At 73.2% G+C, this 21,231-nt stretch carries 21 protein-coding genes and 1 pseudogene; 8 read left to right on the plus strand and 14 right to left on the minus strand.

Annotated elements, in window-relative coordinates:
• Window positions 1-78 precede the first annotated feature (78 nt).
• The 3 genes from GPA10_RS00680 to sigE all read right to left on the minus strand — a co-directional run bounded on the left by GPA10_RS00680 (window position 79) and on the right by sigE (window position 4,433).
• Window positions 79-1,998: a S1C family serine protease gene (locus GPA10_RS00680; protein WP_343040139.1), complete on the minus strand. Its 1,920-nt coding sequence runs from the start codon at window positions 1,996-1,998 to the stop codon at window positions 79-81.
• Between the two features lie 618 nt (window positions 1,999-2,616).
• Window positions 2,617-3,663 carry an anti-sigma factor family protein gene (locus GPA10_RS00685; RefSeq protein WP_343040141.1) on the minus strand — a complete coding sequence of 349 codons (1,047 nt, stop codon included), beginning with the start codon at window positions 3,661-3,663 and terminating at the stop codon, window positions 2,617-2,619.
• Complete coding sequence (gene sigE, locus GPA10_RS00690) at window positions 3,660-4,433, minus strand: RNA polymerase sigma factor SigE (RefSeq protein WP_198351472.1); 774 nt, start codon at window positions 4,431-4,433, stop codon at window positions 3,660-3,662. The genes GPA10_RS00685 and sigE overlap by 4 nt, the downstream gene beginning before the upstream one ends.
• Window positions 4,434-4,642: 209 nt before the next feature.
• On the opposite strand from sigE, the gene GPA10_RS00695 reads away from it, so the two are divergent.
• Window positions 4,643-5,341 carry a class I SAM-dependent methyltransferase gene (locus GPA10_RS00695; protein ID WP_079086615.1) on the plus strand — a complete coding sequence of 233 codons (699 nt, stop codon included), beginning with the start codon at window positions 4,643-4,645 and terminating at the stop codon, window positions 5,339-5,341.
• A 289-nt stretch (window positions 5,342-5,630) separates the two neighbouring features.
• Here GPA10_RS00695 and GPA10_RS00700 read toward each other — a convergent pair whose 3' ends face one another.
• Entirely contained in the window at window positions 5,631-5,798 is a 168-nt protein-coding gene (locus GPA10_RS00700) for a DUF3117 domain-containing protein (protein ID WP_003966491.1), read from the minus strand.
• A gap of 260 nt (window positions 5,799-6,058) precedes the next feature.
• On the minus strand, window positions 6,059-6,190 hold the full coding sequence (locus GPA10_RS43280; protein WP_281364618.1) for a hypothetical protein: 132 nt from the start codon (window positions 6,188-6,190) through the stop codon (window positions 6,059-6,061).
• A gap of 32 nt (window positions 6,191-6,222) precedes the next feature.
• Here GPA10_RS43280 and chcB point away from each other — a divergent pair, with 32 nt between their 5' ends.
• Entirely contained in the window at window positions 6,223-7,023 is an 801-nt protein-coding gene (gene chcB, locus GPA10_RS00705) for a 2-cyclohexenylcarbonyl CoA isomerase (protein ID WP_157163797.1), read from the plus strand.
• An 18-nt stretch (window positions 7,024-7,041) separates the two neighbouring features.
• On the opposite strand, the gene GPA10_RS00710 is transcribed toward chcB, so the two are convergent.
• Entirely contained in the window at window positions 7,042-7,644 is a 603-nt protein-coding gene (locus GPA10_RS00710) for a DNA-3-methyladenine glycosylase I (RefSeq protein ID WP_343040143.1), read from the minus strand.
• Entirely contained in the window at window positions 7,641-8,099 is a 459-nt protein-coding gene (locus GPA10_RS00715; RefSeq protein ID WP_079086616.1) for a DivIVA domain-containing protein, read from the minus strand. The genes GPA10_RS00710 and GPA10_RS00715 overlap by 4 nt, the downstream gene beginning before the upstream one ends.
• A 149-nt stretch (window positions 8,100-8,248) precedes the next feature.
• Between GPA10_RS00715 and folP the strand changes: the two genes are divergently transcribed.
• A complete protein-coding gene (gene folP / locus GPA10_RS00720; RefSeq protein WP_157163798.1) occupies window positions 8,249-9,109 on the plus strand; it encodes a dihydropteroate synthase in 861 nt (286 codons plus the stop codon).
• 119 nt (window positions 9,110-9,228) lie between these two features.
• Here the strand turns inward: folP and GPA10_RS00725 are convergent, their stop codons facing one another.
• Both GPA10_RS00725 and dapE read right to left on the minus strand, forming a co-directional pair.
• The gene (locus GPA10_RS00725; RefSeq protein WP_157163799.1) at window positions 9,229-9,978 is read right to left on the minus strand and encodes an LOG family protein; all 750 of its coding nucleotides are present in this window, start codon (window positions 9,976-9,978) and stop codon (window positions 9,229-9,231) included.
• Window positions 9,979-10,157: 179 nt separating this feature from the next.
• A complete protein-coding gene (gene dapE, locus GPA10_RS00730; protein WP_157163800.1) occupies window positions 10,158-11,288 on the minus strand; it encodes a succinyl-diaminopimelate desuccinylase in 1,131 nt (376 codons plus the stop codon).
• Between the two features lie 107 nt (window positions 11,289-11,395).
• On the opposite strand from dapE, the pseudogene GPA10_RS42045 reads away from it, so the two are divergent.
• Together GPA10_RS42045 and GPA10_RS00740 are read left to right on the plus strand one after the other, a co-directional pair.
• Window positions 11,396-12,259 (plus strand): annotated as a pseudogene (locus tag GPA10_RS42045) (heavy metal transporter); the annotation flags it as partial.
• 636 nt (window positions 12,260-12,895) lie between these two features.
• Entirely contained in the window at window positions 12,896-13,336 is a 441-nt protein-coding gene (locus GPA10_RS00740) for a hypothetical protein (RefSeq protein WP_058849729.1), read from the plus strand.
• An 83-nt stretch (window positions 13,337-13,419) separates the two neighbouring features.
• Here GPA10_RS00740 and GPA10_RS00745 read toward each other — a convergent pair whose 3' ends face one another.
• Window positions 13,420-14,514, minus strand: a complete 1,095-nt coding sequence (locus GPA10_RS00745; RefSeq protein WP_343040144.1) for a bifunctional succinyldiaminopimelate transaminase/glutamate-prephenate aminotransferase — start codon at window positions 14,512-14,514, stop codon at window positions 13,420-13,422.
• 97 nt (window positions 14,515-14,611) lie between these two features.
• Complete coding sequence (gene fdxA, locus GPA10_RS00750; protein WP_058849731.1) at window positions 14,612-14,932, minus strand: ferredoxin; 321 nt, start codon at window positions 14,930-14,932, stop codon at window positions 14,612-14,614.
• A 143-nt stretch (window positions 14,933-15,075) separates the two neighbouring features.
• On the opposite strand from fdxA, the gene GPA10_RS00755 reads away from it, so the two are divergent.
• From GPA10_RS00755 to GPA10_RS00765, 3 genes are all read left to right on the plus strand, one after another.
• On the plus strand, window positions 15,076-16,116 hold the full coding sequence (locus GPA10_RS00755) for a GNAT family N-acetyltransferase (protein WP_343040145.1): 1,041 nt from the start codon (window positions 15,076-15,078) through the stop codon (window positions 16,114-16,116).
• A gap of 419 nt (window positions 16,117-16,535) precedes the next feature.
• A complete protein-coding gene (locus GPA10_RS00760) occupies window positions 16,536-17,390 on the plus strand; it encodes a transglutaminase-like domain-containing protein (protein ID WP_157163802.1) in 855 nt (284 codons plus the stop codon).
• A gap of 70 nt (window positions 17,391-17,460) precedes the next feature.
• Complete coding sequence (locus GPA10_RS00765; protein WP_157163803.1) at window positions 17,461-18,372, plus strand: transglutaminase family protein; 912 nt, start codon at window positions 17,461-17,463, stop codon at window positions 18,370-18,372.
• 24 nt (window positions 18,373-18,396) lie between these two features.
• Here GPA10_RS00765 and GPA10_RS00770 read toward each other — a convergent pair whose 3' ends face one another.
• The 3 genes from GPA10_RS00770 to GPA10_RS00780 all read right to left on the minus strand — a co-directional run bounded on the left by GPA10_RS00770 (window position 18,397) and on the right by GPA10_RS00780 (window position 21,163).
• The gene (locus GPA10_RS00770; RefSeq protein WP_157163804.1) at window positions 18,397-19,086 is read right to left on the minus strand and encodes a response regulator transcription factor; all 690 of its coding nucleotides are present in this window, start codon (window positions 19,084-19,086) and stop codon (window positions 18,397-18,399) included.
• Window positions 19,083-20,348, minus strand: coding sequence for a sensor histidine kinase (locus tag GPA10_RS00775; protein WP_157164139.1), 1,266 nt, complete (start codon window positions 20,346-20,348; stop codon window positions 19,083-19,085). The genes GPA10_RS00770 and GPA10_RS00775 overlap by 4 nt, the downstream gene beginning before the upstream one ends.
• Window positions 20,349-20,422: 74 nt before the next feature.
• Window positions 20,423-21,163 (minus strand): ABC transporter permease, encoded by a 741-nt coding sequence (locus GPA10_RS00780; protein WP_157164138.1) that lies wholly within the window; start codon window positions 21,161-21,163, stop codon window positions 20,423-20,425.
• Window positions 21,164-21,231 lie beyond the last annotated feature (68 nt).

Below are 21,231 nucleotides of genomic sequence, written 5' to 3' on the forward strand. Positions count from 1 at the left end.
CTACCACACGGACAACAGGGCGACCGCTTCTGTTCGGGGCTCACTCGCCGCTGGGGGGCTCGTTCGCGGCCGGAGGGCTCACTCGCCGCCCGCGGTGCCGAGGACCAGGGTGACCTTCCGCTCGTCGCCGTCCCGCTCCACGGTGAGTTCGAGACGGTCGTCGGGGCGGCGGGCCCGGACCTTGACGATGAGTTCGTCGCCGGAGTGCACGCGCTGCCCGTCGACGGCCGTGATCACGTCGCCCGCCCTCAGGCCCGCCTTGTCGCCGGGACCGCCCCTGTTGACCGCGGGGCCGCCGTTCTGGCTCTTCTGCGCGATGCGGGCGCCGTCCCCGGTGAACTGCTTGTCGATGGTGACGCCGATCACGGGGTGGGTGGCGCGGCCGGTGTTGATGAGTTCCTCGGCGACGCGCTTGCCCTGGTTGATGGGTATGGCGAAGCCGAGCCCGATGGACCCGGAACGGCCGCTCTCGGGGGCGGAGCCGCCGCCGTCCGCGGAGCGGATGGCGCTGTTGATGCCGATGACGCGGGCGCGGGCGTCGACGAGGGGGCCGCCGGAGTTGCCGGGGTTTATCGGCGCGTCCGTCTGGAGGGCGTTCACGTACGACACGTCGCTTCCGTCGCCCTTCTCGCCGCCCGCCGTGATGGGCCGCTCCTTGGCGCTGATGATCCCGGAGGTGACGGTGTTGGCGAGGTCGAAGGGCGCGCCGATGGCCACGACGGGGTCGCCGACCTGGACGTTCTCGGAGTTGCCGAGCGGCAGCGGCCTGAGGCCGCGGACGCCGGAGACCTTGACGACGGCGAGGTCGTAGCCCGCGTCCCGGCCGATGACCTTGGCGCTCGCGGTCTCCCCGCCGCTGAACGTGACCGATATGTCGCCGCCCTTGCCGCCGGGCTCGACCACGTGGTTGTTGGTGAGGATGTGGCCCTTGCCGTCGAGGACGAAGCCGGTGCCGGTGCCCGCGCCGTCGGCGCCGCGGACGTGCAGCGTCACCACGCCGGGCAGCGTGCTCGCCGCGATCCCGGCCACGCTGCCCTTGGGCCGCTTCTCCGTCTCCGACCCGGCCTGGGGCAGCTCGACATGCCGCCCGAGCCCGCCCTCGCGCTCCAGATGGGCCCCGACGATCCCGCCGATCCCACCGGCCACCAACGCGACCACGACCGCCCCGAGGACGAGCGTCTTCCGCCCGCGCCGCCGCCGCTGCGCCTGCGTCTGCACGGCGGCACCGGTCTGCTGCAGCGGCGCGCCCCAGGGGTCGTAGCGCCGCCAGGGGTCGGGGGGCGGGGATGCGCCGTGCGCTGCCTCGGGGCGCCCGGCTCCGCTGTGTGCTGTCTCGCGGTGCGCCGGCCCGCTGTGTGCTGTTCCGCTGTACGCGGCTGTGGGGTCGTGCGGGGGTGTTTCCTGTACGGGGGTCGCGTGCGCGGGGGTGCTCGGCTGCGGCGCGTGGTGGGTTCCGTGCGGGGGTGTGCCGGGGACGGCGGGGGCCGGGGGCACCGGGGCGTGGGCGGCGGGAGCCGGTGCGCCGGGGTCCTGAGTTCCGTACGGGGGCGTGCCGCCCTGTGCCGGGGGCCCCATGGGGTGCTGCACGGGCGGAGCGGGGGCCCAGGGGCCGGGCTCGCCGTACGGCGGGGTGCCGTAGGGGTCGGGGTCGTGCAGGGGGCGAGGGCGCTCCCCAGGGGCCTGGGGGGCGGTCGGGTCGGGCGCGGGGCCGGGAGTGCTTCCTGACGCCGGCGACGCGGCGGCAGCGGACGGCTGCGCGGCGGGCGGGGCCGGGGGCACCTGGGCGGGGGGCGCCTGGGCGGGAGGCACCTGGGCGGGGGGCGCCTGGGCGGGAGGCACCTGGGCGAGGGGCGCCTGGGCGGGAGGCGCCTGGGCGGGAGGCACCTGGGCGGGAGGCACCTGGGCGAGGGGCGCCTGGGCGGGGGGCTGCGGCACCGCACCCCGCGCGGCCTCGGGCACGAAGTCCTGAGGTTCGCCGCCGGTCCCCCGGTCGGCCACGGGCGCACCTGGTACCGGCCCCGGAGGAGCAGGGGTCACCCCGGCACCGGAGGGCGCCTCGCCACCGGGAGTCACATGGGCACCAGAGGACGCCACCCCACCGGGAGACACCCCGGCAGCAGAGGACGCCACCCCACCAGAGGACGCCATGCCACCGGGAGTCCCCCCGGCACCAGAAGACGCCACCCCACCGGGAGACACCCCGGCACCAGAAGACGCCACAGGACCAGCGGGTCCCACCGCAGAACCGCCGGGGCCCACCGCAGGACCGGCGCCCGCCCCGCCACCCGGCGCCACCCCGGCACTGTGAGCCACCCCGGCACTGTGAGCCGCCCCGGCACCGGAAGCCGTCCCGGCACCGGAAGCCGTCCCAGCGCCGGGGGACCCCTCGGAGGTCCCCCCGGCATCCGCACCCGACTCACGCCCGGTGCCCACGTCGCGTGGACGACTCCACCAGTTCGGCTTCGCCTGGGTGGGCTTGCCCTCGTCGTCCATGTTCTCCCCACAACTGGCCCGCGGGGGACGCCCATTGCGTTCCCCGTCCGTGCCCGCCGCGTCTCCGGCGCGCACGGCCCACCCAGGATTCAACCAGGTCCCCGCGCCGGAGCGCAGCGTGCGTCAGCGGATCTGCGAGCTGCTGTGGCGCAGGCCGGTGTCGGGCTTCGGGGAGGCGCTGGGGCCGGTGGGGGCGAAGTCCGCGACGGCGTTCAGCGTCAGGCCCTGGGGCGAGGCGCCCTGCGAGGTGTCGGCCACGGCGCGCACCAGGGGGGACATGACGCCCGCTCCGGCGAGCAGCGAGGCCGTGAGCTGGTTGCGCTCGTGCGGGCCGGGCCGGGCGGGCGCGCCGGACAGGAGCGGGCCCGCGGCCGTGGTGGGCGCGAGGGTCTGGGGCCGGGGGCCCTGCACGGACAGCGGGTTGGTGCCCCGGCGCCGACCGGAGTCGGACACGGCGGCGCTCGGCGGGCCGGACGAGCGCACGGGCGACGCGTTGCTGTTGGCGGCACCCGCGCCGCCGGCCCGCTGCTCACCAGCGGTGAGGGGCGTGCCCATCGTGACCCCGCCGAGTGCTATCGCCGCGAGGGACACCGCTCCGGCCGCGGCGAAGGCGAACCGCCGCCCCAGCCAGACGGATCGCTCGCCTTCGGGCTTGACGCCGCCACGGACATCACGGATATCCCGGACATCATGGACGTCGTGGACGTCATGGATGCGGAAGCCGCGCTGCTCACTGGCGAGGACCGCGGCGTGGGCGCCCGCGGGAACGTACCCGAGGAAGGAGTCGGGTCTTCCCGTGCGGGTGCTGAACACCCCGCTGCCGGGCATGCCGGTGGCCTCGGACGACCCGGTGGCGAACCCGTCGTCGACGGGCGTCCTAGGGCCTCCTGGCTGTTCGTCGTCGTCACTGCCGATGCCGGTGGCGGGCAGGCTCTGCAGACGGGCGAGGAAGCTCGCGCTCGGGGGCGGCGGCGCGCTCTGCGCGAAGACGTTCTTGAGCCGGCGCTGCGCGTCGGCTTCCGTCTTGCACTTCGGACAGGTCGCCAGATGGGCGAGCACACGCTCGCGGGCGTCATGACCGAGCTCACCGTCGACCAGCGCGGCGAGCCGGTCCCCCAGGTGCTGCTCGGCGAGATGCCGCTCGGCAGGATTGGACCGTGATCCACTCACGCGGTCGCGCCCCCTCCTCCCAGTGCCACGGCTCCGGTGACGGCGAGCGAGCGACGCTCGGCGCGGGCCTCGGGGGAGCGGTGCTGAAGGGCCTTGCGGAGCTGGGAGCGGCCGCGGTGGATACGGCTGCGGACCGTACCGAGCTTGACGCCCAGGGTGGCGGCGATCTCCTCGTACGAAAGGCCCTCGATGTCGCACAGGACGACCGCGGCGCGGAACTCGGGCGCGAGCGTGTCGAGCGCCTGCTGGACGTCCGCGTCGAAGTGGGTGTCGTTGAACACCTGCTGCGGCGAGGGCTCGCGGCTGGGCAGCCGCTCCGCCGCGTCGTCCCCGAGGGCGTCGAAGCGGATGCGCTGCTTGCGGCGCACCATGTCCAGGAAGAGGTTCGTGGTGATGCGGTGCAGCCAGCCCTCGAACGTGCCCGGGGTGTACGTGGAGAGGGAGCGGAAGACGCGGACGAAGACCTCCTGCGTGAGGTCCTCGGCGTCGTGCTGGTTGCCCGTCAGGCGGTAGGCGAGGCGGTAGACGCGGCCGCTGTGCGTGCTGACGATCTCTTCCCAGGTGGGAGGAGTCCACGCCTGCGATTCCGCGTCAGCGGCAAAGGTCGCGGTCTGAGCGGAGTCGGTGGCGCGGGAACGGTCAGCGGTGTCGGTCACGGATTTCGGCCCACCCGCCCATCCGAGAAGGCGCCGTAGCGCTCCTCCCCGATCTGCGGACTCGGCCGCACCTCCCCTGTCGGCTCTGGTGGTGTCCAGTGGAGCCCCTACCATAACCACCCCGCCCGTTAGCTCCGGATAAGCGTTTTTACGTGAATTTGGTACTTGCCCAGTGGTCGACCGGGTCCGCCTCGTCGGCTTCGTCGGCCTCGTCGGTCTCGTTCGCGTGATGCCGATCGTGCGGGCCGGCTTCGGTTCCCGATCCATGTCTGTGTCCCCGCTGTACCCCGCTGTCCTCTCACCCCTTCACAACGCACAGTCCCATCTGCGGGTTCCCGGCCCCAACGGATACAGTCACGGCCAGGCAACCACGGGGACAGGAGAGGGCCATTACCGGCAACCGGCAGACGAGCTGGGCGTTCGCCGACGCCTTTGTCGCCGAGGACGAGGCGCTGCGCTGGGCCCGGGACCGGGCGCGGGACGCGGGGCTGCGCTCCGTGTCGCCCGGAACCGGCGCCGCGCTGGGGATGCTGGCCGCCACCGTGGACGCCAAGGCGGTCGCCGAGATCGGTACGGGCACGGGAGTGTCGGGCATCCACCTGCTGCACGGGATGCGGCCCGACGGCGTACTGACCACGGTCGACCCGGAGCCGGAGCGCCAGCAGTTCGCCCGCACGGCCTTCCGCGCCGCGGGCTTCGCCGGCAACCGCGCCCGCTTCATCCCGGGCCGCGCCCTCGACGTGCTGCCGCGCCTCGCGGACGGCGGCTACGACCTGGTGTTCTGCGACGGCGACCGTACGGAGTGCCTCGACTACCTCGCTGAATCGTTGCGCCTGCTGCGTCCCGGCGGGCTCGTCTGCTTCGAGGGCGTCTTCGCCGACGGCCGGACGGTGGACTCCGGGCCGCAGCCCGCGGAGGTGCTGCGGCTGCGGGAGCTGCTGCGGGCCGTGCGCGAGAGCCAGGACCTCGTGCCCTCCCTGCTGCCGGTGGGCGACGGCCTGCTCTGCGCCGTCAAAAGGTAGCGGCTGTTCCGCACGGCGGTCGCCCTGCACACGGCCGTACGGGTGACCCCGCTCCGGCCGCCGCCCCGGGGAGCCCGCCGACCGGGCCGTTAAACGGGACCTGTGACCCGAACATTCAGGCCTTTCGCCCCGGCGCATTCCGGTCTCTCCTGCGCCCCGCACCGTGGAGCACGGGCCGCCGTGGCGACCGCCCGCCCCCGGGCACAGCACTGCCCCGGCTCGTCGTACGATGCCGGGGCAGCTCACAAGTGTGGTGCAAAGTGTGGTGCACCGTGCGGACGCCTACGCGTCAGCCGACAACCTTCTTCAGGGCGTCGCCGAGGGCGTCGGCCTCGTCGGGGGTCAGTTCGACGACAAGTCGACCGCCGCCTTCGAGCGGAACGCGCATGACGATGCCCCGCCCCTCCTTGGTCACCTCGAGCGGGCCGTCGCCCGTCCGCGGCTTCATGGCCGCCATGCTCGTTCCCCTTCCTGAAACCAGCTTGTCGCAGCCGACAACCCAGGTGTCACCGGCATCGAACACATTGCTTCCAGGTCATTATCCCGCATCGCGGGACCCGATGACCAACATCGGTCTGCATCGCTTGCGCAACGCGCGCCCGCAAAACCACTCAATTCGGCGATGTGACTGCAATACTTCGCCGCCCCACACGCTTCTGCCGCCCCACACACTTTGACGCAGGTCACATCGGCAGCCGCGTTCCGAGGGCCGATGATCTAGGTCATGCTGGCCCCGGAGCCCGTCCGACCCGTCACGGAACGCGTCACCGGGCCCTTGACCAGCACAGCGCAACACAGCACCAGCACCAGCACCAGCACCAGCACCAGCACCAGCACCAGCACCAGCACCAGACAACATCGGATCAGCGGAGGGGACCACCATGGCCGACACCGTGCTCTACGAGGTGAGCGACGGGCTCGCGACGATCACGCTGAACCGCCCCGACGCGATGAACGCCATGAACGTCGAGGCGAAGGTCGCCCTGCGGGAGGCCGCCCGCTCGGCCGCCGCGGACCCCGCGGTGCGCGCCGTGCTGCTCACCGCGACCGGGCGTGCCTTCTGCGTGGGCCAGGACCTCAAGGAGCACGTCGGTCTGCTCGCCGCCGACCGCGCGTCGGGCTCCGGGGACACCATGAGCACGGTGCGCGAGCACTACAACCCGATCGTGCGCGCCCTGACCGGCATGGCCAAGCCCGTCGTGGCGGGCGTCAACGGTGTGGCGGCCGGCGCGGGCCTCGGCTTCGCGCTCGCCGCCGACCACCGGATCGTCGCGGACACGGCGTCGTTCAACACGTCCTTCGCGGGTGTCGCGCTGACCGCGGACTCCGGGGTCTCCTGGACCCTCTCCCGTCTGATCGGCCCGAGCCGCGCCGCCGACCTGCTGCTCTTTCCGCGCAGCATCAAGGCGGCGGAGGCGTACGACCTGGGCATCGCCAACCGCGTGGTGCCCTCGGCCGACCTCGCGGAGGAGGCCCTGAAGACGGCCAGGGCGCTGGCTAAGGGCCCGACCCTGGCCTACGGAGCGATCAAGGAGTCGCTGGCCTTCGCCGCCGGCCACACCCTGGACGAGACCCTCGACAAGGAGGACGAGCTTCAGTCGAGGGCAGGCGCCTCCGAGGACCACGCCATCGCGGTCCAGGCCTTCCTCGACAAGACCGCGCCCGAGTACCTGGGCCGCTAGCCGGGGCCGGGGCGCCGCTCAGCCGGAGGCCGGAGCGCCGCTCGCCTCGCGGGCCACGCAGTCCACGAGGTGGTCGTTCACCAGGCCGCAGGCCTGCATCAGGGCATACGCGGTGGTGGGGCCGACGAAGCGCAGGCCACGCTTCTTCAGGGCCTTGGACAGGGCCGTCGACGCGTCCGTGACCGCGGGCACGTCGGCGAGCGTCCGCGGCACCGGGCGGGCGGCCGGGTCCGGGGCGAAGGACCAGATCAGCTCGTCCAGTTCACCGGCGGGCCAGTCGGCGAGCACGCGCGCGTTGGCGAGCGTCGCGTCGACCTTCGCGCGGTTGCGGATGATGCCGGCGTCGGCGAGCAGCCGCTCGCGGTCGGCGTCCCCGAACTCCGCCACCGCGGCGATCTTGAACCCGGAGAACGCGGCGCGGAAGCCCTCACGGCGGCGCAGAATCGTGATCCAGGAGAGGCCCGACTGGAAGGCCTCCAGGGAGAGCCGCTCGAACAGGGCGTCGTCGCCGTGCACGGGGCGGCCCCACTCCGTGTCGTGGTACGCCACGTAGTCGTCGGTGGACAGGCCCCACGGGCAGCGCAGGCCGCCGTCGGGTCCCGCGATCGCGCCGCTGCTCACTGGTCGTCCTCCGGTCGTTCGGTGCGCTCGCCGGGCCCGGGGTGCTGCGGCGGCCCCGGGTGGGCGTCCGCAGGGGGTTCCTGCCGGTCCTGGTTCCGTCCGGGGTGCTCGCCGCCGTACCCCTTGAGGAGGCCGGGGCCCGCGACCGCGGTGGCCTGGGCGCCGGCGAGGGCGGCCTCCAACTCGGCGATCCGCGCGTCCCGCTCGGTGAGTTCCGCGCTGAGCCGGTCGAGGGCCTCGTCCACGTCCAGCATCCGATAGCCGCGGACCGTCATCGGGAAGCGCACCGCGTCGATGTCGGCGCGGCGCAGCGGGCGGTCCGGCGGCAGCTGGTCGGTCAGACGCTCCGGCGGCACTTCGGGCAGACCGCCGCTCTCGCCGCCGCCGAGGACCGCGAGCGTCACCGCCCCGACCACGACGACGAGGGCGATGACCAGGAACAGGAACATGACCATCTGCGGTCCCCACGCTCGGATGCCGGACCGCTCGCGGACCGGCACGGAAACTGTCAGGCACCGATCGTGCCATGCGCCTGTGACAGTTAAGGTCGCAGGCGGCCGGACCGCGAGGCCGGCCGTCGGAACGACAGGGAGGCTCACAGGGGATGCTCAGCCTTGGCAGGCGCGTGTTCGAGGCGCACGAACCGGTGATCATGGCGATCGTCAACCGGACCCCGGACTCCTTCTACGACCAGGGCGCCACCTTCCGCGACGAACCGGCGCTCGCACGGGTGGAGCAGGCCGTGGCCGAAGGTGCCGCGATCATCGACATCGGCGGGGTGAAGGCCGGTCCGGGCGACGAGGTCACCGCCGAGGAGGAGGTGCGGCGCACCGTCGGCTTCGTCGCCGAGGTGCGGCGGCGCTTCCCCGATGTCGTCATCAGCGTCGACACCTGGCGGCACGAGGTCGGCGAGGCGGTGTGCGACGTCGGGGCGGACCTCCTCAACGACGCGTGGGGCGGCGTCGACCCGCGGCTCGCGGAGGTCGCCGCGCGGTACAAGGTGGGGCTCGTGTGCACCCACGCCGGGGGCGCCGAGCCCCGTACGCGGCCCCATCGGGTCGAGTACGACGACGTCGTCGCGGACATCCTGCGGGTGACCGTGGGGCTCGCCGAGCGGGCCGTGGAGCTCGGGGTGGAGCGGGAGTCCGTGCTCATCGATCCCGGGCACGACTTCGGCAAGAACACACGGCACTCGCTGGAGGCCACGCGGCGGCTTCCGGAGCTGGTGGCCACGGGGTGGCCCGTGCTCGTCTCCCTCTCCAACAAGGACTTCGTCGGGGAGACGCTGGACACGCCGCTCAAGGAGCGGGTGGTGGGGACGCTGGCCACCACCGCGGTGTCCGCGTGGCTCGGGGCGCAGGTCTACCGCGTCCACGAAGTCGCTGAGACCCGGCAGGTCGTCGACATGGTCGCCACCATCGCGGGCCATCGGCCCCCTGCGGTGGCGCGCCGCGGCCTGGCGTAGGCCTACGCGGGGCGCCCCGGTCCCACCCCTTTCCCGTAACCAAGGGGCTCCACCCCCTGGACCCCCGGTCCCCAAACGCCGGACGGGCTGAAACACCCAGCCCCTCCGGCGTCAGAGGTTCAGCGGCCGACCTCCTTGGTCACCAGCCGGACCGCCTCCTCCACCTCGTCCGTCACATGGAACAGCAGCAGGTCCTTCTCGGAGGCCTTGCCCTGGGCGACCACGGTCTCGCGGAGCCAGTCGACGAGGCCGCCCCAGTAGGCGGTGCCGAAGAGGACGATGGGGAAGCGGGTGACCTTGCGGGTCTGGACGAGGGTGAGGGCCTCGAAGAGTTCGTCGAGGGTGCCGAGGCCGCCGGGCAGGACCACGAAGCCCTGGGCGTACTTCACGAACATCGTCTTGCGGACGAAGAAGTAGCGGAAGTTCACGCCGATGTCGACGTGCGGGTTGAGCCCCTGTTCGAAGGGCAGCTCGATGCCGAGGCCGACGGAGATGCCCTTGGCCTCGCGGGCCCCCTTGTTGGCGGCCTCCATCGCGCCGGGCCCGCCCCCGGTGATCACGGCGAACCCGGCGTCGACCAGGGCCTTGCCGATCCGCACCCCGGCCTCGTACTCGGCGGAGCCCGGCCGTGTGCGGGCCGAGCCGAAGACGCTGATGGCGCTGGGGAGTTCCGCGAGCGCCCCGAAGCCCTCGACGAACTCGGACTGGATGCGCATGACCCGCCAGGGGTCGGTGTGCACCCACTCCGCGTCCCCCTCGGTGTCGAGCAGCCGCTGATCGGTGGTGCCGGGTGTGATCTGGTCCCGTCTGCGCACCACGGGACCCAGGCGCTGCTCCTCCGGCGGACCCTGCGCTTCCGGATTGCCCATGAACATCCCCTTTCCTTGCCGACGTACGTTGTGCCACTTCAGCGTAGGTCCAGGGGCGTTACACGGGGCGTAACTCCAGAAGTCAGCCGCTCAGCCAGTCGGGAGGCCAGGAGGTCAGGGGGGCCGGCACGCCAGGAGGCCAGGACGCCGCGAGACCCGTACGTCAGGAGACCCGTACGTCAGGAGGTCAGCCAGGAGCGCAGTCGGGACTCCGCCTCCGGGATCAGGGACACGTCGACGCGCTCGTCCACCTTGTGGGCGAGGAGCGGGGCGCCGGGCCCGTAGTTGACCGCGGGCACGCCGAGCGCGCTGAAGCGGGAGACGTCCGTCCAGCCGTACTTGGGGCGGGCCTCGCCGCCGACAGCCGCCATGAAGGCCGCGGCGGCGGGGTGGGTGAGGCCGGGGCGGGCGCCGCCGGTGTGGTCGTCGACGACGAACTCCTCGACGCCGCAGTCCGCGAAGTAGTCCCGTACGAAGGCCTCGGCCTCCTCGGGAGTGCGGTCCGGGGCGTAGCGGAAGTTGACCGTGACGGTACACGTGTCAGGGATGACGTTGGTGGCGACGCCGCCCTCGATGCCGACGGCGTTGAGGCCCTCGTGGTAGCGCAAGCCGTCGACGAGCGGCGTGCGCGCCTCGTACGCGGCCAGCTTCGCGAGGATCGGGGCGGCCGCGTGGATCGCGTTGGACCCCATCCACGCGCGCGCGGAGTGCGCCCTCTCCCCCGTGGTCCTCAACAGGACGCGCAGGGTGCCCTGGCAGCCGCCCTCCACCTGGCCGTCGGTGGGCTCCAGGAGGACCGCGAAGTCGCCCTCCAGCCAGTCGGGGTGCGCCTCGGCGACATGGCCCAGGCCGTTGAGGTGCGCTGCGACCTCCTCGTTGTCGTAGAAGACGAAGGTCAGGTCGCGGTTCGGCTCGGTCACCGTCTGCGCGAGGCGCAGCTGCACCGCGACGCCCGACTTCATGTCGCAGGTGCCGCAGCCCCACAGCACGCCGTTCGCGTCCAGGCGCGAGGGGACGTTGGGCGGGTTCTCGGCGATCGGCACGGTGTCGATGTGCCCGGCGAGGATCACGCGCTCGGCGCGGCCCAGGTCGGTGCGCGCCACCACGTTGTTGCCGTGCCGGTCGACCGTGAGGTGCGGCAGCGGGCGCAGCGCCGCTTCGATCGCGTCCGCGAGCGCTTTCTCCGCGCCGCTCGGTGAGGGGATGTCGACGAGGGCCGCGGTCAGCGCGGCGGCGTCGAGCGTGAGGTCGAGCGTGACCGCGCCTTCCGGGGCGGTCCGAGCGGCGGAGTGAGCTGGCGTCCGGTCCATGGCCCCGACCCTAACGCGCCGCCCCGCGGCGCCCGGGTCCGCGTCGCCACGCCCCGCCCCGCGCGGCCGTCCCGGCCCTGTCGGTCGGCTCCAGTACGGTGGTCCGCGTGTCCGAGACCGCCGCCGCCCCCGCCCGGCGCGGCCGTCGGCTGCGCGTCGCCGCTGCCGGTGCCGTGCTCTGCGCGGTCGTGGGATATGTGGTGATGCAGTACGTCACCGGCGAGCCCGCGCCCCGGTGCACGGTGGTGTCGGACCACGGCGACGGGGCGTCGTACGAACTGAGCGCGGAACAGGCGGAGAACGCCGCGACGGTCGCGGCCGTCGGAACCCGCCGCGGCATGCCGGAGCGCGCCGTGACGATCGCCCTCGCGACGGCGCTGCAAGAGTCCGGTCTGCACAACATCCGGCACAGCGACCGGGATTCGCTCGGCCTGTTCCAGCAGCGGCCCTCGCAGGGCTGGGGCAGCGAGCGGCAGATCATGGACCCCGTGCACGCCGCCGGTCTTTTCTACGCCCGCCTGGAGGGCGTCCCCGGCTATTCGCGGCTGCCCCTGACGGTCGCCGCGCAGCGCGTCCAGCGCAGCGGCTTCCCGCAGGCGTACGCCAAGTACGAGCCGGACGCCGCGCTGCTCGCCGCCGCGCTCACCGGCCGGGCTCCCGCGGCGCTCTCCTGCTCGGGCCGGCCGGACCCCGCATCCGCGGACGGCGCGGGGCCCGCGCGGGTGCGCGCGGCCCTCGCGCGGGACTTCGGCGCGGACGTGGCGGCGGCCGAAGGGAGGACGCTCCGCGTCCCGGTGACGGGCGCGACGGCAGCAGCGTCCGCCGCCCCGGACGGCGGCACCGCGCCGGGCGGCTGGGAAGTGGCGCACTGGGCGGTGGCCCAGGCCTCCGCGCTGCACATCTCGCGGGTCTCGTACGCGGGGCGCGAGTGGGAGGCCGGGGAGGCCGGGGACGCCGGGGGTTCCGGAGACACCGGAGGTACCGGAGGTACCGGAGGTACCGGAGGTACCGGAGGTACCGGAGGTACCGGAGGTACCGGAGGTACCGGAGGTACCGGAGGTACCGGAGGTACCGGGGAATCCGGAGATGCCGAGGAGTTCGGGGATTCCGGGGGTTTCGGGGATTCCGGCGGGGGGTGGCGAAAGACGGAAAGCGGAGCCGGTGACTCCGGTCCCGATTCCGCATCACCCAGGTCACGCACATCACGCACATCACGCACTGCACCCGAATCGCTCGGCTCATTCGGATCACTCGACGAAGTCCGAATCGTCACTGGGCAGTAGTGCGGCCGATCCCCCGGAGGGGGCACGGCGATCGGCGGATGCTGACGCCGTCGGCGATCTTCGCGCGGCCCCGCCCCGAGGGCGCACAACCCTTGTGAACACAGGACTTCGCGAGGGTGGGGCATCTTCGGCATCAGAGCTTTTTGCCCGATTTTATCCGTAGCTGATAATGCGACGCATTACCAACTCTTTACGTTGGCGCACCGCAACCTTCAGGCCCTTCGAGCGGTAGTCACTGCGTCCGATCGCCGCATTCCACCGCACGGAGTCCACCGCACGGAACGGCCGGGCACCTCACACGTTCTCTCCGTCTGAAGGAGCATCATGTCCCTCCCCCTGACCCGCCGGATCGCCCGTGTCGCGCTGCTTGTCGCGGCGGGAGCGGCACCCGTGGTCGGTGCGGCCGGCTCCGCCAGCGCCGCCGAGCTGCCCACCACCACCGACCAGGGCGGCATCACGGCCCTGGACCGTGCCGACGTGGGCGACGCCGTCGACGACACGGCCCGGAACGCCACCGAGCTGGCGGGCCACGCCGGGAGCAAGGCCGTGAAGAAGGCCGTCCCGGCCGCGGGCCACGCCCTCGGCAAGAGCGCGAAGACCACGGTCCCCGCGGCGCAGAACATCAGCGGTGAGATCGCCGGAACCGCCGGTGACGTGGTCGGCGACACCGCGGGCAACGCCACCAAGGGCGGACTGCCCACCGACGCCCTCGGCAAGGGCGGCCCGACCAGCGCCCTGCCGCTGCACAGCCTGCCGCTCGGCTAGTACGCCCCGGTACTCCGGGAGACACCGAAGGGGTGCGGGAAGCGTGAGCTTCCCGCACCCCTTCGCCCTGTCCGCTCCGCGGCTCAGCGCAGCCGCGACACCGCCGCCGCCACCCGCTCGTCCGTCGCCGTCATCGCGACGCGCACGAAGTCCCGCCCCGCCTCGCCGTAGAAGTCGCCGGGGGCCACCAGGATGCCCAGGGACGCCAGATGCGCGACCGTGTCCCAGCACGACTCGTCGCGCGTGGCCCACAGGTACAGACTCGCCTCGCTGTGCTCGATGCGGAAGCCGTGGCCGAGGAGCGCCTCGCGCAGGGCCGCCCGGCGGGCGGCGTAGCGGGCCCGCTGCTCCTGCACGTGCGTGTCGTCGCCGAGCGCCGCCACCGCCGCCGCCTGCGTCGGCGCGGACGTCATCATCCCGCCGTGCTTGCGGATCAGCAGCAGGTCGGTGAGGACCTCGGCGTCACCGGCGAGGAACGCCGCGCGGTAGCCGGCGAGGTTCGAGCGCTTGGAGAGGGAGTGCACCGCGACGACGCCCTCGTGCGAGCCGCCGCAGACGTCCGGGTGCAGGACCGATGTCGGCTCCGCCTCCCAGCCGAGCTCCAGGTAGCACTCGTCGCTGACCAGGAGCACACCGTGCTCCCGCGCCCAGGCCACCACCCGGATCAGTTCGTCCTTTGACAGGACACGGCCGGTCGGGTTGGAGGGCGAGTTGAGCCACAGGAGCTTCAGGTTCGCGGGGTCCACGTCGGTGGGGTCGTCGTAGGCGACGTGCTCTGCGCGGGCGAGACGCGCGCCGACCTCGTACGTCGGATACGCGAGCCGCGGGTAGCCCACCTTGTCGCCGGGGCCGAGACCGAGCTGGGTCGGCAGCCAGGCCACCAGTTCCTTGGAGCCGACGATCGGCAGCACGTTGCGGTGGGTGAGGCCGCGGGCGCCGAGACGCCGGGCGCACCAGCCGGTGATCGCGTCACGCAGCTCCGGGGTGCCCCACACCGTGGGATAGCCCGGGGAGTCGGCCGCCGCCGTCAGCGCCTTCTGGATCAGCTCGGGCACCGGGTCGACCGGCGTCCCCACGGACAGGTCGACGATGCCGTCGGGATGGGCGGCCGCCGTCGCCTTGTAGGGCTCCAGCTTGTCCCAGGGAAAGGCGGGGAGGCGGTCGGAGAATGCTGACACGGGCTGGCTCCAGGGATACGTGAGGTCTGTACAAACGCCCCGGCCCCGTACAGCGGGACGTGCCGTACGGGACCGGGGTGACGCTCAAAGGCGGGCGCTACTGGTTCTGCGGCGGCAGCGCGGCGATGAACGCGTGGTCACGCTCGATCAGGCCCAGCTTGCTGGCGCCGCCGGGCGAACCGAGCTCGTCGAAGAACTCGACGTTCGCCTTGTAGTAGTCCTTCCACTCTTCCGGAGTGTCGTCCTCGTAGAAGATCGCCTCGACCGGGCAGACCGGTTCGCAGGCTCCGCAGTCGACGCATTCGTCCGGGTGGATGTACAAGGACCTGTTGCCCTCGTAAATGCAGTCGACCGGGCACTCCTCGATGCACGCCTTGTCCTTGACGTCGACACAAGGCTGCGCGATGACGTAGGTCACGCTGTCGTTCCTCCTCGATACGGGCGCTGGCGGGCCGTCCTCAGGCTCCGCTCGCCTGGCGCGCGGGAGCGCGGCGTCGTCGATGCCCGCACCTAGTATCTCCGTTCCTGGGCATGATCCGAACAGGAGGGGCGTACAGAGCTGTGGAATTCACTGCGGGCGGACGGCTCGAAGTCAGAATCACCCCGTCTGACGTGGGCAAACGTGTCTCTGTCCGACGCTTGGACGACGGTGGAGACCCAGTCGGCGGATTCACCGACACGGTGGGCGTTCTCACATCTTGGAACGGTGGTGTGCTCGTCATCACACGCCGGGACGGGGCAATGGTCCGGATTGCGGAGAATCTGCTCGTCGCCGGGAAGGTGGTTCCCGCCGCCCCCGCGCGCAGGCGCGGTCCCGCGGCGCACTACACGGAGCTCGCGCGGGTCGCGGCGCGCGCCTGGCAGCCCGTGGAGAGCGAGCGGCTCGGCGACTGGGAGCTGCGGGCGGCCTACGAGGAGGTGTCCGGCGCGGGACGGGTGGGGTTCACGCGGCGCGCCAACTCCGTCCTGCCGCTCGGGGATCCGGGCCGCCCGCTCGACGACGCCCTCGCGCGGGTCCGGCAGTGGTACGCCGAACGGGGACTGCCCGCGTACGCGCAGACGGCGACCGGCGCGGAGGGCACGCAGGAGCTGCTGTGCGCCGCACTCGTGGAACGGGGCTGGACGCGGGAGGTGAGCGCCGAGCTGCGGGTCGGCGGGCTCGCGCCCGTGGGGGACCTCGACGCCGACGCCGGGCGGGTGCTGCTGTCCCGGACCGTGGACGACGCGTGGCTCGGGCGGTACCAGCGGACCGGGGTGCCCGGACCCCGGGTGCGCCAGGTGCTGGCCGCGGGGCCGTCCGTGTGGTTCGCTGCCGTGCCTGCGGTGGACGGTCCGCCGGCGGCGATCGGCCGGTGTGTGGTCGACGGGCGGTGGGCCGGTTTCATGGCGGTGGAGGTGGACCCGGCGCGACGGCGTGAAGGTCTGGCCACGGCCGTGATGACGGCCCTCGCGCGACAGGCGCTCCAAGAGGGCGCGTCGGCCGCGTGGTTGCAGGTGGAGGAGGACAACGGCGGCGCGCGGGCGCTGTACGACGGGATGGGCTTCGCGGTGCACCACAGCTATCACCACTACCGGGAGCCGGACGGGAACGGCTCCGCGTGACGGCGGTGGAACCCACGGGACGGGAACGGCGCGGCATGACGGCGGTGGAACCCACGGGACGGGAACGGCGCGGCATGACGGCGGTGGAACCCACGGGACGGGAACGGCGCGGCATGACGGCGGTGGAACCCACGAAACAGAGACGGCGCCGCCCGGCGGCGGTGGAACGCGCGGTCCGAGGACACGGCCACGAGGGGTGCGATCCGGCCAGTCGCGGGTAGTACAGACGCTTACGACTAAGGTCCCACGGGAATTTGCCTCACCGGCGACGACGCCGGGAGGCGATCACCCGGCGCCACGACCGTCACCACGGGACGCCGCACCGTTCGCCCTTCGACCCCGCACCACCGGCAACCGCACCACGGATGGACCCCTACGGCGAATCCCCCCGGTGCCAGACAGAAACGACAGAGGCACGGATGCGCGCACAGCCCGCGAAGTCCAGTGAATGGCGGCGCAGATTCGCCGACGAGGCCAGGTCGGAACGGCCCGACCTGTCCTTGCTGTGCCTGCTGCTCGCCGGCGAGGCGGACCCGGAGCTCGACGAGGCGGGCATCGACGCGGCGCAGATCGAGCTGGACACGCTCGCGGGGCAGTTGCCCTTTCGCCCCGGCGGGCCGCGGGAGTGGGCGCTCGCGGTCTCCGAAATCCTCGGCGGGCGGCACGGGTTCCACGGCACCGCGGCCGACTACCAGCGCCTGGAGTCGTCCCTGCTCCACCAGGTGCTGCGGCGCAGACGGGGCCTGCCGATCCTGCTGTCCGTCGTCTGGATCGAGGTCGCGCGGCGCGCCGGCGCGCCGGTCTACGGCGTCGCCCTGCCCGGCCACTTCGTCGTCGGCTTCGGCTCGGCCGACGCGTACGGCAAGCCGGAACAGGTCCTCGCCGACCCCTTCAACGGCGGGCGGCTGCTCTCCGCCACGGACGCGGAGCAACTGGTGGCGCAGGCGTCAGGAGGCAGGCTGAATCCTTCCCTCCTGACGGCGGCCGACCCGCTGAACATCATGCTGCGCATCCTCAACAACATCCGCGCCTGGGCCGCCGCCCGCTCCGAGCGCTCCCACGTCGCCCTGTGGGCCCTCGAACTGTCCCTGCTGCTCCCCGCCCATCCGGCCAGGCTGCGCTACGAACGCGCCCAGCTCCTGGTCGAGCGCGGCGACTTCCTCGCGGGGGCGCGCGGCCTCGACGAGTACGCCGACGTGGTGGAGCCCATCGAGCCGACGACGGCGGAACGCGTACGCCTCCAGGCACGGGCGGCACGGGCGAAGCTGAACTGAGCCCCGGGGACACGCCGACCCGTCCGGCCGGGATGCGGTAGCGATCGGTCCGGACGGGCACCACGCACGTATGCATTCCCGACCTGCCCCCACCACACGGTGGCGCCGGGCCTTCGCCGCCGAGGTCAAGGCGGAGCGACCCGATCTCGCGCGGCTGTGTCTGCTCATCGGCGCGGAGGCGGATCCGGCGCTCGACGCCCCGGGCATGGCGGCGGCGCAGCGGCGCCTCGACCGCCTCGCGGCCCTGCTCCCGGCCGTTCCCGGCCGCTGTCCGCACGCCGGGGCGGCCGCGGTCGCCGAGCTGCTCGGCACCCGCTGCGGCTTCGGCGGGCGCCCCGGCGACTACCAGCGCCTGGAGTCCTCGCTGCTGCATCAGGTGCTGCGGCGGGGGCGGGGCCTGCCGATCCTCCTGTCCGTCGTCTGGATCGAGGTCGCGCGCCGGGCGGGGCTCGCCGTCCACGGCGTCGCCCTGCCCGGCCATTTCGTCGTCGGCTTCGGCTGCCCCGGTGTCTGCGCCCAGGAGCCGCCCGACGCGTACGGCGCCTGCGGCTCGCGGGGCCCCCGCGAGCGGTACGGGGAGCGCGTCCTCGCCGATCCGTTCCACGCGGGGCGCCTACTGACGCGTACGGACGTGCACGTCCTCGTCGCGGGTGCGACCGGGGCGCCGCTCGACCCGGCGATGCTGCGGCCCGTCGGCACGCTCGACATCGTGCAGCGGATCCTCAACAACATCCGTGTCTGGGCGGCGGCGCGCCCCGAGCGCTCCGACGTCGCGCTGTGGGCGGTGGAGCTGTCCCTGCTGCTGCCCGCGCACCCGGACCGCCTGCACCACGACCGGGCCGAGATCCTGGTGCAGCGCGGCGACTTCCGGGCGGGCGCGGCCGATCTCGAACGGTACGCGGACGCCATCGCCGCCTCCGACGAGGTGGCGGCGGACGGGGTGCGGCAGCAGGCGCGGGCGGCGCGGGCACGGCTCAACTGACGGCCCGGGGGCCGGGGCGTGCGCTCAGAGCCAGCCCTTTTCGCGGGCGATGCCCACCGCCTCGGCGCGGTTGCGCACGGCCAGCTTCTGGATGGCCGTCGAGAGGTAGTTGCGGACGGTGCCCTGGGAGAGGTGCAGGGCGGCGGCCAGTTGGGCGTTGGTGGCGCCGTCGGCCGCGGCCCGCAGGATCTCGCGCTCGCGGCCGGTCAGCGGGTTCGCCCCCTCGGCGAGCGCGGCGGCCGCCAGCGTGGGGTCGATGACGCGCTCCCCGGCGAGTACCCTGCGCACCGCGTCGGCGAGTTGCGCGGCGGGCGCGTCCTTGACCAGGAAGGCGACGGCTCCGGCCTCCATGGCGCTGCGCAGATAGCCGGGCCGCCCGAACGTGGTGAGCACGACGACCTTCAGGTCCGGCAGCGCGTCCCGCAGCTGGGCCGCCGCCTCGATGCCGGTGCACCCGGGCATCTCGATGTCCAGGAGCGCCACGTCGACCTCGTGGGCGCGGGCGGCGCCGAGGACCTCGTCACCGCGGGCCGCCTGCGCGACCACCTCGATGTCCGGCTCGAGGCCGAGCAGCGCCGCGAGCGCCTCGCGGACCATCGACTGGTCCTCGGCGAGGAGCACCCGGACGGTGCGGCCCCCGGTGCCCGGTGCGTCCGGTGCGTCCGGGGAGCCGTCGGGCGGGGCGTTCCCCGCGGGACTGTGCGTGCCGGTCATGCGGAGGATCCTAGAGCGGGCTCAGCGGCGTACGGTGCGGCGGCCCCGTCCGGGTCCGGCGCCAGCGGTACGCGCGCCGCGAGCCGGAAGCCCGTGCGGCCGCCGCCCGCCGGGCCCACGTCGAGCACGCCGCCGACCGCTTCCAGACGTTCGGAGAGCCCTGCCAGGCCGTTGCCGCCGCCTTGTCCGCCGCCCTGTCCGGCGCTCTGTCCGGCGCTCTGTCCGCCGCCCGTGGGCCCCGCCCCCGGCACGGGGCCCACGCCGTCGTCCGTGACCGCGAGTTCGACGACAGGACCCGCGAGGGTCTGGCGGCGGGTGAGCGCCACCGTGCAGCGGCGGGCGCCGCTGTGCCGTACGACGTTGGTCACCGCCTCGCGCAGCGCCCAGGCGAGCGCGGCCTCCCGCTCCTCGTCCGGGGCGGTGCCGGGGCCGGGGATCTCCAGGGGGACGTCGGCGTCGACGCCCGCGGCGGCCAGGGCCGTGCGGGCACCGGCGAGCTGACCCGCCAGGGTGAGCCTGCGGTAGCCGGTGACGGCCTCGCGCACGTCCACCAGGGCCTGGCGGCTGACCTGTTCGATGTCGGTGACCTCCTTGCCGGCCTTGTCCGGGTGGGCGGGCAGCATCCGCCCGGCCAGCTCGCTCTTCAGGGTGATCAGCGACAGGGAGTGGCCGAGCAGGTCGTGCAGATCACGGGCGAGGCGCAGCCGCTCCTCGTTGGCGGCGAGCTGCGCGACCGTGGCCCGCGCCTGCCGCAGCTCCACCGTCGTACGGATCAGCTCGCGCACGCCCGTCATCGCGAACCCGACCAGGATCGTGGTCACGGCGAGCCCGGAGAGCAGGTCCCCCACGCTCGTGTACCGCACGCCGACCGCCACCATCGCCACGGTCACCAGGGGAATCATCCACATCGACCGCCGCATCGGCAGCACCGCGCCCGCCGCCACCGACACGTACACGAACAGGCCGAGCCAGGACGCCCCCATGCTGAGGGGAAGCACCACGGCGAGGGCCAGGAGCACCGCGAACGTCGCGTGCACGGCGCCCCACTCCTTGATCCGCGTCGTGTAGCGGAAGACCAGCGCCAGGTAGCAGCCGATGAACGCGGCCAGGCCGAGGGACCCGAGGACCGTGGCGGCCGTGGTGTGGCCGCCGACGGCCAGGTCCCGCACGGGGGCGGCCATGAAGATCAGCCAGATGCCGATCCAGGCGAACTTGGCGCGGGCCTGCCGCCGGTCGAGGACGGGCTCCGCGAATGTCTGCATCGGGTGCCGCTCGGGGGCCTCCCCCGGCAGGCCGCCGGGGCGGGCCCGGTCGCACTCGGGGCTCAGTGATGCGTTCACGTCTTCAGTGTGTCCTTCCGGTACAGCCACGCGGCGCCACCCGCGAACAGCAGGAAGTACGCCACGAGCAGGACGATGTCGCGGACGTGCGGCGCGTCACCGAGTTCGATGGCCCGGCCGAGCGCCGCGTAGGCGTGCGTCGGCAGCCAGTCCGCGAGGCTCCGCAGCCAGGACGGGAACGTCGTCGTCGGCATCCACAGGCCGCCGAGCAGCGAGAGCCCGAAATAGACGATCATCGTGACCGGTCGCACCGCGTCACCCGTGACGCAGTAGCCGATGGCCACGCCCAGGGCGGCGAAGCACAGGCTGCCCGCCCAGATGGCGGCCATCAGGGCAAGCCACTGCCAGGCGTCGAGGCGGACGTCCTTGACGACGGCGCCGGTCACGAACACCACGACGATCGACGGCAGGCTGACCACGGCCGCGCTCGCCGTCTTCGCGAGGACGTAGCCGCGGCCCGGCAGGCTCGTCAGCCTCAGCTGGCGCACCCAGCCGCTCTCGCGCTCCTTGGCGATGCGTTCGCTGTTGCCCACCAGGACGGCGGTGAGCGCACCGAACGACGCCATCGAGACCATCATGAACGCGGGCAGGCCCAGCCCGCTGTCGCCGACCTCGGTCGTGGTGTCCGCGCCACCGGCGACGATCAGGAAGAGCAGCCCCGGGTAGATCACCGAGAAGAACAGGAACTTCTTGTTGCGCAGGGCCCGCCGCACCTCCAGGCGTACGAGGGCCCCCATCCCCTTGTGCGTGGTCACGCGCTTCTCCTTGCCGGTGCTAGTACAGGTACGGATACGGGTACAGGTAC

Origin of the sequence: Streptomyces typhae, from assembly GCF_009755605.1 — a bacterium.
GTDB lineage: Bacteria > Actinomycetota > Actinomycetes > Streptomycetales > Streptomycetaceae > Streptomyces > Streptomyces typhae.